Here is an 11,556-nt window from a genome sequence, read left to right as displayed (position 1 = left end):
GGTTCGATGACGGTGGGGTGGGGGCGCGCCGAACCCGGCGATACAGGTCCGTAAGGTTCGAGCGTGTCGAGAACTCTGCGCGGAGTTCTCGACACGCTCGAACCTTACGGGTTTTGGGCGGGGGACGCTGTCGGCCGTCTCGGCTGCGCCCGACGGGGTCCCTCGCCTTCACTCGGGATGGGCGGGGTTCGGAGGGGGATTCTACCGACCGCGTTCTTGGGCCCCGTCTTACCCCAGCTGGTTGATCGCGAAGGCGTAGGTTTCGGCGGCTTCGCGGAGCGCGTCGAAGCGGCCGGACTTGCCGCCGTGGCCGGCGCCCATGTTGATCTTGAGCAGCAGGAGCGCGTCGTTCGTGCGGGTGGCGCGCAGGCGGGCGGCCCATTTGGCCGGTTCCCAATAGGTGACGCGCGGATCGTTCAGCCCGCCGGTGATGAGCATCGGCGGATAGGCTTGGGGCCCGACATTCTCGTAGGGCGAATAGCCGTGGATCAGGTCGAACGCGGCCTTGTCGGTGATGGGGTTCCCCCATTCAGGCCATTCGCCGGGGGTGAGCGGCAGGCTCTCGTCCTGCATCGTGTTGAGCACGTCGACGAACGGCACGTCGGCGATCACCGCGCCCCAGAGGTCGGGATCGGTGTTGGCGACGACGCCCATCAGTTCGCCGCCGGCCGAGCCGCCGTTGATCGCGATGCGGCCGGGGCTCGCAAAGCCTTCGGCGATCAGGCCCTTCGCGACATCGACGAAATCGTGGAACGTGTTCCAGCGCTGCGTCGCCTTGCCCTGGAGATACCAGTCGTAGCCGAGATCGTCGCCGCCGCGGATGTGGGCGATCGCGAAGGCGAAGCCGCGGTCGAGCAGGGAGAGCCGGCCGGTCGAGAAGCTGGGCGGGATGGCGTGGCCGTAGGCGCCGTAGGCGTAGAGGAACAGCGGGCCGGACCCGTCGCGCGGGAAGCCGACCGGGTAGACGATCGACACCGGGATCGAGGCACCGTCGCGCGCGGGAACCATCAGCCGCTCGGTGGCGTAGCGGCTTGCGTCGTAGCCGGACGGAATCTCCTGCACCTTCAGCGTCTGGAGCGTGTCGGTGGCGGGGTCGTAGTCGAACACCGTGACGGGGGTGACCATTGAGGTGTAGCCGATCCGGTACAGCGGCGGATCGAAGGCCGGGTTGGAGCCGAGTGCGGCGGTATAGCTCGCCTCCGGAAAGGCGATGCGGTGATCATCGCCGGCGTAGGTGCGCAGCCGGATCTGGTCGAGCCCCTCGACACGTTCGGCGATCACCAGATGCTTGGCGAAGCTGGTGAGGCCGGTCAGGTAAACCTGGTCGGAGCCCTCGATCACCGTCGTCCACTCACCGGGCGTTGTCGGGTCGGCGCGCGCGATGCGGAAATTGACGTGGGTGTCGTTGGTCAGAATCCAGAGCGTGTCGTGCGCGTGATCGACGGAATATTGCCGCTCGACCTGGCGCGGGCTGACGAGCAGCGGCGCGGCGTCGAAGTCGGCGGTGGGCACGAGCCGGATCTCGTCGGTCTGGTTGTCGCCGGTGCCGATCAGCAGATATTTGCGGTCGTGCGTCCGGCCGAGACCGATGCGGAAACCCTGGTCAGGTTCCTCGTACAGCGTCGGGGCGGCGGTGGGGTCGTCGCCCAGCCGGTGCGCGCGGGCGCGGAAGGTGCGCCAGTTGTCGTTGACCTCGGCATAGGCGATGCGGGTGCTGTCCGCCGACCAGACGACGCCGCCGTTCACGACCTCGCTGACCGTCTCGATATCTGTGCCGGTGGCGAGATCGCGGATCTTGAGCGTGAAACGTTCGGCGCCGCTGGTGTCCGCGCTCCAGGCGAGCAGGCGCGTGTCCGGGCTGATCGCCAGCGCACCGGCGCGGAAATAGTCGTGGCCGGCGGCCTCCGCGGTTTCGTCGAGGATCAGTTCGTCGGGTCCGCCGGCGACCGGGCGGCGGTACCAGAGACGGTACTGGCCGCCGGTCTGGAATGCCCACCAGTAGAGATAGTCGCCGTCGACCTGCGGCACGGAGGCGTCGTCCTGCTTCAGGCGGCCCTTCATCTCCTCGAACAGCGTGTCGACCAGCGTGGCGCTGGGGGCCATCGCGGCTTCGAAATAGGCGTTCTCGGCCTTGAGGTAGTCGAGGATCTCGGCGTCCTCGACCTTCGGGTAGCCGGCGTCCTTGAGCCAGTGATACGGGTCCTCGATCGTCACGCCGTGCGCGGTGGTGGCATGCGGGCGGACTGCGGCGACGGGCGGCGGCGGGAGCATCGCCGTGGTGGTGGGAGCGATTGCGGCGGGCGTATCGGACAAGATGCGGTCTCGGTCTGGCTGGCGCGGGGGCATGCGCGGGACTATCTGGGCGTCAACGCTAGATAGAAGGGCGACGGGCCATGTCCACCTACGAAGACCGGCTGAAGCTGCTGCGCGACGAACTGGCGACCCGCGCGCTCGATGGGTTCGTCGTGCCGCTGACCGACGAACATATGTCGGAATATGTCGGCGCCTATGCGCAGCGGCTGGCGTGGCTGACCGGGTTCCAGGGATCGGCCGGGGCGGCGGTGGTGCTGCCCGCGGACGCCGCGATCTTCACCGACGGACGCTATACGTTGCAGGTGCGCGAGCAGGTCGACGGCGCGCACTGGTCGTACCAGGCGGTGCCGGAGACGAGCATCACGCGCTGGCTGGCCGAGCATGCCCCGGCGGGGGCGCGGATCGGGTACGACCCCTGGCTGCACACGCGCGACTGGGTGGCGCAGGCGACCGCGGCGTTGGCGGCGCGCGGGGCCGAGCTGGTGGCGGTGGACGGTAATCCGGTCGATGCGGTGTGGGCCGACCGGCCGGCGCCGTCCGATGCGCGGCTGGTGGTGCATAGCGATGCGCATGCGGGGCGGACGTCGGCGGACAAACGGCAGGCGATCGCCGACTGGCTGGTGACGAAGGGTGCGGATGCGACGGTGCTGGCGGCGCTCGATTCGATCGCCTGGACGCTGAACATCCGCGGGGCGGACGTCGACCATACGCCCGTCGCGCTGGCCTATGCGGTGGTGAGCGCGGACGGGACGGCGGACCTGTTCGTGGCGCCGGAGAAGATGGCCGACGATGTGGCGCAGCATCTGGGCAATGCGGTGCGGGTCCATCCGCGGGATGCGTTCGCGGATCATCTGCGGTCACTCGGAGGCCAGCGAATCGCGGTGGACCCGGCGCAGTCGGTGGCGGCGATCTTCGCCGAGCTGGAGGCGGGCGGTGCGCAGGTGATGGAGGCGCGCGACCCGACCGTGATCCCGCGCGCGTGCAAGAATGCGGGCGAGATCGCCGGGCAGCGCGCGGCGCAGGCCCGCGACGGGGCGGCGGTGACGCGGTTCCTGCACTGGTTGTCGATCGAGGCGCCGAAGGGCGGGCTGACCGAATTGTCCGCCGCGGCCAGGCTGGAGGCGTTTCGGCGCGAGGACGCGCGGCTGATCGACCTGAGTTTCGATTCGATTTCCGGGGCGGGGCCGAACGGCGCGATCTGCCACTACAAGGTCGACGAGGCGAGCAACCGGCCGATCGAGATCGACAGCCTCTACCTGATCGATTCGGGCGGGCAGTACCGCGACGGGACGACCGACATCACGCGCACCGTGGCGGTGGGCGCGCCGACCGCGGAGATGCGCGACAGGTTCACGCGCGTGCTGAAGGGCCATATCGCGCTCGCCCGTGCGGTGTTTCCGGAGGGGACGTCGGGTGGTCAGCTCGACGTGCTGGCGCGGCAATATCTGTGGGCGGCGGGGCTGGATTACCCGCACGGGACCGGCCACGGCGTGGGGTCCTTCCTGGCGGTGCATGAGGGGCCGCAGCGCATCTCGGCGGCGTGGAGCAGTCAGTCAGGTGGGGCCGAGCCGTTGCGCGAGGGGATGATCCTGTCGAACGAGCCGGGCTACTACAAGGCGGGCGAATACGGGATTCGGATCGAGAACCTGCTGCTGGTCGAGCGGCGCATGATCCCGGGCGCGGAGGGCGCGATGCTGGCGTTCGAGACGCTGACCTTTGCGCCGATCGACCGGACGCTGGTCGATCTCGAGCTGCTCGATGCGGGCGAGCGGGCGTGGCTCGACGGCTATCACGCGCAGGTGCGTGAGGTGGTCGGGCCTTTGATTGATGGGGCTGCGAAGGCGTGGCTGGACGCGGTGACGGCGCCGCTCGGCTAGGCGGAATGTCCGCTTGCGTGGGGCCGGGGGGCGGGCCCATGATCGGACCTTGAGCGTTGCGCCGCGAAGGCGACGATAGAGGGATGAGAGATGCGGAAACTGGCGAAGTTCGGACTGGGCCTGGCGGCGGCCGGCGGCATTGCGGTGGCGGCGCTGGCGGTCGGTTTCCCGACCCCGCCCGCGACCCCGCCGATGCCGGCGGCCGAGGCCGCGCGGCGCACCGCGTGGGACTTCAATCTGGTCGCGATCGACGGCGAGCCGATGCCGATGAAGGCGTATCGCGGCAAGGTGGTGCTGCTGGTCAACACCGCCAGCTTCTGCGGCTTCAAGAAGCAGTTTGCCGGCCTGCAGCAGCTGCAGGATCGCTACGGCAAGGCGGGCTTCACGCTGATCGGCGTGCCGTCGGGCAGCTTCAAGGACCAGGAATATGGGTCCAACAAGCAGATCGCGGACAATTGCCAGACGATCGGCATCAAGTTCCCGATGGCGGAGAAGTCCGCCGTGGTGGGTGCAAGCGCTCTGCCGATCTACAAATGGGCGGCGGCCAAGGTGGGCGCGGAGAATACCCCGCGCTGGAATTTCCACAAATATCTGATCGGGCGTGACGGACGGCTGATCAAGGCGTTCGGGACGACGACGGAGCCGACCGATCCGGCTCTGAACACCGCGATCACGACCGCGATCAAGGCGCGTCCGGCGCGGGCCTGATCAGGGTTTGCGGTCGGTGGGGTGAGCCGCGGCGACGGATCGTACCGCGTCATTCCGGCGGAGGCCGGAATCTCGTTCTGGCTTGGGGTTCGGTTTGACCGGAGGGAGATCCCGGCTTTCGCCGGGATGACGGCCAAGGGGGAGAAGCTACTCGGTCACGTCGGTAACAGGCGGCCCGGCGGACGTTTCTTCCGGAGTTGCCGCGGCGGGGATTTCGCGCGCCTGCGCTTTGCGGCGGCGGAGATTGTCGCGGAGGGCGGCGGCCAGTCGTTCGGCGCGATCGGTTTGGCCGTTGCTCATCACCGGAAGCATAGGGGTGTGGGTGCCCGCGGACCAGCCCCGCCCGGCCTTTCAATGGGGATGTGCCGAGACGGACGCTTGACGCCCGCCGTCCCCTCCGCCATAGGCCGCCTCCTGTCAGGGGCCCGCCCCGGCATGCTGCCGTAGCTCAGTGGTAGAGCGCATCCTTGGTAAGGCTGAGGTCGTGAGTTCAATCCTCACCGGCAGCACCAGCATTTTCAGCGTGTAGAGCGGGCATCTTCGGATGCCCGTTTGCGTTCGGGCGCTCTTGGCCTGTGTCTGAATCGCTCCGGCAGGCGCCGCGATCGCGGCGGAAGGCGCGGGGGGAGCGGGCGGCGTGGCGGGTGAAGAAGCGCGAGAAATAGGCCGGGTCGGCGAACCCGAGCGCGTAGCCGACCTCTGCGATCGACAGGTTCGTGTAGAGGAGCGCGCGGCGCGCCTCCAGCATCGCGCGTTCGTCGAGCATGGCGGCGGGCGGGCGGGCGGCGATGCGGGTGCAGGCGGCACGCAGGCTGGTGTCGCTGGTGCCGAGCGCGGCGGCATGCGCGGCGACGCTTTCGCGCAGACGGAAACGCTGTTCGATGCGGGCGCGGAAGCGCGCGACGAGCGCGGCCTGCTGCCCCGGATCGGGGGCCGCGGCGTCGGACTTTGCGGGTATCGCGCGGAGCGCGCCGACGAGCAGCGCGAGTAGTCCGGCCTCGACCGCGGCGTGATGGCCGGTCGCCGACCAGCCGAGTTCACGGTCGAGCGTATCGATGCCGGACCGGATCGCGGACGCGATTTCGCTGTCTGTGCGTAGCGCGCGGGTCTGCGCGAAGACGGCGGCGAGATCGGGGTGGCGCGCAACGAGCCGGTCGAGGCAGGCGCAGGCGAGCGTGACCACGGCACCGGTCGATTCGCGGGTCCAGGCGAAGCCGTGGACGACGCCGGCGGGCACGAGCAGGAGCGCGGGCGCCGCGTAGGACAGCGTTCCGCCTTCGACCAGCATCGATCCGCCGCCATGGTAGACGACGAAGATCTGGACGAGATCGGCATGCGCGTGGGGGCGGATCATCCATTCGCTGGGGCGCGACCGCGCGTCGAGCCGTTCGACATGGATGAAATCGGGTGCGACCGCCCGGTGCGGTTCGCCGTAGAGATAGAAGCTGGGAATGGCCGCGTTCGTCACGGCATGACGATAGCCGCGGTCCGGCGAATCGTCCAACTTATCGGACGGGATTGCCATGGTCGGGCGGGGCGGACTGGCACAGTTTCGGCTCCGAGAGCGGATCGACCGCCACGGAGAGGATCTTGCGAACCCAGATCGCGATCATCGGTGTAGGCCCGGCGGGCATGTTCCTGGCGCACCTGATGCGGCAGGCCGGGATCGACGCGGTGGTGATCGAGCGGCGCGACCGGGCCTATGTCGAGGGGCGCGTGCGGGCCGGCGTGCTCGAACCGGTGACGACGGACCTGATGCACCGGCTGGGCATCGGCGCGCGGCTGCTGCGCGAGGGGCTGATCCATGGCGGCACGAAGCTGGCGCTGGACGGCGATGTGTTCCGGATCGACATGGCGGCGTTGACCGGTGGGACGACCGTGACGGTGTACGGCCAGCAGGAGGTGATGCGCGACCTGTTCGATGCGGCCGAGGCGGCGGACCTGCCGATCGTGTGGAACGCAGCGGATGTCGCGCTGTCCGGGCTGGACGGCGACCGGCCGGTGGTGACGTGGCGGGCGGACGGCGTGGACCGCACGCTGGACTGCGATTTCGTCGTCGGGTGCGACGGGTTCCACGGGGTGAGCCGCGGCGCGATCCCGGCGGACGTGCTGCGGACGTACGAGCGGGTCTACCCGTTCGGCTGGCTGGGAATCCTGGCGGATGTGCCGCCGGCGGATCATGAGCTGATCTACGCCAATCACGCACGTGGGTTCGCGCTGGCATCGATGCGGTCGCCGACGCGTAGCCGTTATTACATCCAGTGCGCGGTGGACGAGGATATCGCCGACTGGTCCGACGCGCGGTTCTGGGACGAGCTGTGCGTGCGGCTGGGGCCGGAGACCGCGGCGAAGGTGGTGCGCGGGCCGTCGTTCGAGAAGACGATCGCGCCGCTCAGGTCGTTCGTGTGCGAACCGATGCGCTGGGGGCGGCTGTTCCTGGCGGGGGATGCCGCGCATATCGTGCCGCCGACGGGCGCGAAGGGCATGAACCTGGCGGTGTCGGACGTGACGATGCTGGGCAAGGCGCTGGTCGAGCGGTACCGCGACGGGTCCGACGCCGGGATCGACGGATATTCGGCGCGCGCGCTGGCACGGGTGTGGAAGGCGGAGCGCTTTTCCTGGTGGTTCACATCGGTGACGCACCGCTTTCCGACAATGGACGGGTTCGATCGGCGTATCCAGATGGCCGAACTGGACTACATCCGCGGATCGCAAGCGGCGCAGCGCACGCTTGCGGAGAATTATGTCGGACTACCGATGGGGGCAGCATGAAGAACAGGATCTACGATACGCCGGCAGCCGCGCTCGACGGGCTGTTGTTCGACGGGATGACGATCATGTCGGGCGGCTTCGGCCTTTCGGGCAACCCGGAAAGTCTGATCCCGGAGATCCGCGCGAGCGGGGTGACCGGGCTTACGGTGATTTCCAACAATGCCGGGGCGGACGGGTTCGGGCTGTGGATGTTGCTGGAAAGCCGGCAGATCGCGAAGATGATCGCGAGCTATGTCGGCGAGAACAAGCTGTTCGAGCAGCAATATCTGAGCGGCGAGCTGGCGCTGGAGTTGACGCCGCAGGGGACGCTGGCCGAGCGGATCCGCGCGGGCGGGGCGGGCATCCCGGCCTTCTATACCAAGACGGGCGTCGGCACGGTGGTGGCCGAGGGCAAGCCGGTCGAGACGTTCGACGGCGAGGAGTATGTCCGCGAGACGTGGCTGCGCGCAGACCTGTCGATCGTGAAGGCGTGGCGGGCGGACCCGGCGGGGAACCTGATGTTCCGCAAGACGGCGCGGAATTTCAATCCAAACATGGCGACCGCGGGGCGCGTGACGGTGGCGGAGGTCGAGGAGATCGTGCCGGCCGGCAGCCTGGACCCCGACTGCATCCATACGCCGGGCATCTATGTCGACCGGATCGTGCTGAGCACGGTGAACGAGAAGCGCATCGAGAAACTGACGCTGCGCGAAGGGGAGGAGGCGTGATGGGCTGGACCCGCGACCAGATGGCGGCGCGTGCCGCACGCGAATTGCAGGACGGATATTATGTGAACCTGGGCATCGGCATTCCGACGCTGGTGGCGAACCATGTGCCGGACGGCGTCGACGTGACGTTGCAGTCGGAGAACGGCATGCTGGGCATCGGGCCGTTCCCGACGCGCGATGCGGTCGACCCGGACCTGATCAATGCGGGCAAGCAGACGATCACTGCGCTGCCGACGTCGAGCTTTTTCTCCAGCGCGGACAGCTTCGCGATGATCCGCGGCGGGCATATCGACATGGCGGTGCTGGGCGCGATGGAGGTCAGCGTCGCGGGCGACATCGCCAACTGGACGATCCCCGGCAAGATGGTGAAGGGAATGGGCGGGGCGATGGATCTGGTTGCCGGCGTGAAGCGCGTGATCGTGGTGATGGACCATGCCAACAAGGCGGGCGAGCCCAAAATCCTGGACGAATGCACGTTGCCGCTGACCGGCCGCGCGTGCGTCGACATGATCGTCACCGATCTGTGCGTGATGGCGTGCGACAAGCCGGGGCTGCGGCTGGTGGAGTTGGCGCCGGGCGTGACGCTGGATTTCGTGCGGGCGCGGACCGGGGCGGCGTTCACGGTGGCAGAGGGGATCGCGGTATGACCGGCATTGCACCTTATTCGAGTGACGATGCCGGGGCGCCGCCGTCGCGGTACGGCGATTACCGGTCGACCGCGCTGCGTGCGCCGTCGCAGCCGCGCGTGCAGGCGCCGCAGACGCTGACCGAGACGACGGGACCGGGCGGCGTGTGGGACCGGATGATGGGGTCGGCGCTGGCCGACCTGACGACGCAGCATGGCGGCGCGCCGATCGGGCAGCGGATCATCGTGTCGGGGCGGGTGCTGGACGATCAGGGTCGGCCGGTGCCGGACACGGTGATGGAGATCTGGCAGGCGAACGCCGCGGGGCGTTACATCCATGCGCGCGACCAGTGGGATGCGCCGATCGACCCGAATTTTACCGGGGCGGGCCGGGTCGTGACCGATGCGGACGGGCGGTACCGGTTCGTGACGGTCCGGCCGGGGGCCTATCCGTGGGGCAATCACCACAATGCGTGGCGGCCGGCGCACATCCACCTGTCGCTGCTCGGCCCCGCCTTTGCGACACGGCTGGTGACGCAGCTGTATTTTCCGGACGATCCGCTGATCGAGATCGACCCGATCGCGAATGCGGTGCCGATGCCGTACCGCCAGCGGATGGTGAGCCGGTTCGACCTGGCGACGACCGAGCCGAACCGTGCGCTGGGGTATCTGTTCGACGTGGTGTTGAAGGGGCGCATGCAGACGCCGTTCGAGGATGATCATCATGACTGATCCCGCCGATCGCCAGCCGGATGCGCGGCAGGACAATCAGGACCCCGCCCTGTTCGGCCAGACGCCGAGCCAGACGGTCGGGCCGTTCTTTCACTACGGGCTGCCGTGGAAGGGCGGCGCGGACCTGGTCGGCAAGTCCGACATGGGCGCGCGGCCCGACCTGTTCGCGGAGGAGCATTGGGTGCTGAACCTGTCCGCGCCGACCGGCACGCCGGCGGGCGAGGTGATCACGGTCGCCGGGCGGGTACTCGATGCGGAAGGGGCGCCGGTCGCGGACTCGATGGTCGAGATCTGGCAGGCGAACGCCGCGGGGCGGTATCGCAGCGTGGACGACGCGCGCGACGAGGTGCCGATCGACCCGCACTTCATAGGGTTCGGGCGGGCGGCGACCGATGCGGAGGGCGTGTACCGGTTCCGCACGATCATGCCCGGTCGCGTGCCGGGGCCGGGCGGCACGATGCAGGCGCCGCATCTGGCGCTGTCGCTGTTCGGGCGTGGGCTAATCAACCGGCTGGCGACACGAATGTATTTCGGCGGGCTGGCCGGGAACGACCAGGATCCGGTGCTGGCGTGCGTGCCGGCGGCGCGGCGCGCGACGCTGATCGCCGAACCGCGCGGGGAGGGCGAATGGTGGCTCGACCTGTGTCTGGGCGGTCCGGCCGAGACGGTGTTCTTCGCGCTGTGAGCGAGTTGCGCACCCGGACGGTCGCGACGGCGGCGATGATCGCCTTGTTCGACGATGTCGCGACGATCGCGGGGGCGATCCGGTTCGAGGTCGCGCTGGCGCGGGCGCAGGCGGACGAGGGGGTGATCCCGGCGGCGTGCGCGGACGAGATCGCGGCGGTCGCGGCGACGGTGCGGTTCGATTCTGCGGAACTGGCGGAGGAGGCGGCGTTCGCCGGGACGCTTGCCATCCCGCTGGTCGCGGCGATCCGGGCGGGGCTAGGCGCGGATGCGGCGCGCGCGCTGCATCGTGGGGCGACGAGCCAGGATGTCGCGGAGACGGTCCTGATGGGGCAAATTCGGGGTGCCGCGCGGTTGCTGGCGGGCGATGTAGTGCGGTTGGTGGCGGCGCTGGAGGCGAGCGCGCGGGCGCATGCCGCGACGCCGGCGATCGGGCGGACATTGTTGCAGGATGCGCGGCCGATCGGGTTCGGGCTGCGGATCGCGCAGTGGCACGCGGGGATCGCAGGTGCGGCGGCGCGGCTGGAGCGCGAGGTGGCGAGCGGGGCGGCGTTGCAGTGGGGTGGTGCTGCGGGGACGCGGCCGGACCAGGACGGGCGCGCGGCGGCGGTGGCGGCGCGGTTGGCGCGGGCGTTCGGGCTGGCGGATGCGCCGCCGTGGCATGCGCGGCGCGAGGGCGTCGCGGGGATCGCGGCGGCGGTGGGCATCCTGATCGGCGCGGTGGCCAAGATGGCGCGCGACGTCGCGTTGCTGAGCCAGACCGCGGTCGGCGAGGCGCATGAACCGGCGGCGGCGGGGCGCGGCGGATCGTCCACGATGCCGCACAAGCGCAACCCGACCGGGTGCCAGGTCGCGTTGTCCGCCGCGGTCCGCGCGCCGGGGCTGGTCGCGGCTATCCTGTCCGCGCTGCCGGCCGAGGAGGAACGCGGGATCGGCGGGTGGCAGGCGGAGGGCCCGATGCTGATTGACCTGTTCCTGATCGCGTCGGGCGCGGTCGATGCGATGGTGACCGTGGCGGAGGGGCTGGAGATCGATCCGGCCGCGATCGCGCGCAACCTCGCGGCGGCGGGGCAGGGCGACGATATCGGCGAGAGCGCGGCGCTGGTCGATGCGCTGATCCGGATGGGAAGGGACTGAG

General features: G+C 69.5%; 11 protein-coding genes and 1 tRNA gene. 9 read left to right on the top strand and 3 right to left on the bottom strand.

The features are described 5' to 3' along the window. Nucleotides 1-228: 228 nt before the first annotated feature. Nucleotides 229-2,271 (bottom strand): S9 family peptidase, encoded by a 2,043-nt coding sequence (locus ACFSGX_RS13665; protein ID WP_380930804.1) that lies wholly within the window; start codon nt 2,269-2,271, stop codon nt 229-231. A 122-nt stretch (nt 2,272-2,393) separates the two neighbouring features. On the opposite strand from ACFSGX_RS13665, the gene ACFSGX_RS13660 reads away from it, so the two are divergent. Together ACFSGX_RS13660 and ACFSGX_RS13655 are read left to right on the top strand one after the other, a co-directional pair. Next, nucleotides 2,394-4,190 carry an aminopeptidase P family protein gene (locus tag ACFSGX_RS13660; RefSeq protein WP_380930685.1) on the top strand — a complete coding sequence of 599 codons (1,797 nt, stop codon included), beginning with the start codon at nt 2,394-2,396 and terminating at the stop codon, nt 4,188-4,190. A gap of 90 nt (nt 4,191-4,280) precedes the next feature. Further along, complete coding sequence (locus ACFSGX_RS13655) at nt 4,281-4,898, top strand: glutathione peroxidase (protein WP_380930683.1); 618 nt, start codon at nt 4,281-4,283, stop codon at nt 4,896-4,898. A 147-nt stretch (nt 4,899-5,045) separates the two neighbouring features. Here ACFSGX_RS13655 and ACFSGX_RS13650 read toward each other — a convergent pair whose 3' ends face one another. Next, the gene (locus ACFSGX_RS13650; protein ID WP_380930681.1) at nt 5,046-5,198 is read right to left on the bottom strand and encodes a hypothetical protein; all 153 of its coding nucleotides are present in this window, start codon (nt 5,196-5,198) and stop codon (nt 5,046-5,048) included. A gap of 137 nt (nt 5,199-5,335) precedes the next feature. Between ACFSGX_RS13650 and ACFSGX_RS13645 the strand changes: the two genes are divergently transcribed. Beyond that, nucleotides 5,336-5,410, top strand: a tRNA-Thr gene (locus tag ACFSGX_RS13645). Here the strand turns inward: ACFSGX_RS13645 and ACFSGX_RS13640 are convergent. Continuing rightward, complete coding sequence (locus tag ACFSGX_RS13640; RefSeq protein ID WP_380930679.1) at nt 5,389-6,366, bottom strand: helix-turn-helix domain-containing protein; 978 nt, start codon at nt 6,364-6,366, stop codon at nt 5,389-5,391. The two genes, ACFSGX_RS13645 and ACFSGX_RS13640, sit on opposite strands and share 22 nt — an antisense overlap. Before the next feature lie 122 nt (nt 6,367-6,488). Here ACFSGX_RS13640 and pobA point away from each other — a divergent pair, with 122 nt between their 5' ends. From pobA to ACFSGX_RS13610, 6 genes are read left to right on the top strand one after another with little or no spacing between them, the layout of a single operon-like run. Further along, a complete protein-coding gene (gene pobA, locus ACFSGX_RS13635) occupies nt 6,489-7,670 on the top strand; it encodes a 4-hydroxybenzoate 3-monooxygenase (RefSeq protein ID WP_380930677.1) in 1,182 nt (393 codons plus the stop codon). Further along, nucleotides 7,667-8,377, top strand: a complete 711-nt coding sequence (locus tag ACFSGX_RS13630) for a CoA transferase subunit A (RefSeq protein ID WP_380930676.1) — start codon at nt 7,667-7,669, stop codon at nt 8,375-8,377. The genes pobA and ACFSGX_RS13630 overlap by 4 nt, the downstream gene beginning before the upstream one ends. Further along, entirely contained in the window at nt 8,377-9,024 is a 648-nt protein-coding gene (locus ACFSGX_RS13625) for a 3-oxoacid CoA-transferase subunit B (RefSeq protein ID WP_380930802.1), read from the top strand. Before ACFSGX_RS13630 ends, ACFSGX_RS13625 begins: the two co-directional genes overlap by 1 nt. Continuing rightward, nucleotides 9,021-9,734, top strand: coding sequence for a protocatechuate 3,4-dioxygenase subunit beta (gene pcaH / locus ACFSGX_RS13620; RefSeq protein ID WP_380930674.1), 714 nt, complete (start codon nt 9,021-9,023; stop codon nt 9,732-9,734). Before ACFSGX_RS13625 ends, pcaH begins: the two co-directional genes overlap by 4 nt. Then, complete coding sequence (gene pcaG / locus ACFSGX_RS13615) at nt 9,727-10,419, top strand: protocatechuate 3,4-dioxygenase subunit alpha (RefSeq protein WP_380930672.1); 693 nt, start codon at nt 9,727-9,729, stop codon at nt 10,417-10,419. The genes pcaH and pcaG overlap by 8 nt, the downstream gene beginning before the upstream one ends. Beyond that, nucleotides 10,416-11,555, top strand: coding sequence for a lyase family protein (locus ACFSGX_RS13610; protein WP_380930670.1), 1,140 nt, complete (start codon nt 10,416-10,418; stop codon nt 11,553-11,555). Before pcaG ends, ACFSGX_RS13610 begins: the two co-directional genes overlap by 4 nt. The last annotated feature ends 1 nt before the right edge of the window (nt 11,556 follow it).

The sequence above is a fragment of the Sphingomonas arantia genome, assembly GCF_042682045.1.
Taxonomy (GTDB): Bacteria; Pseudomonadota; Alphaproteobacteria; order Sphingomonadales; family Sphingomonadaceae; genus Sphingomonas_R; species Sphingomonas_R arantia.
Note: the sequence above shows the minus strand (reverse complement) of the source record. Positions and strands in the feature narration are given on the sequence as shown.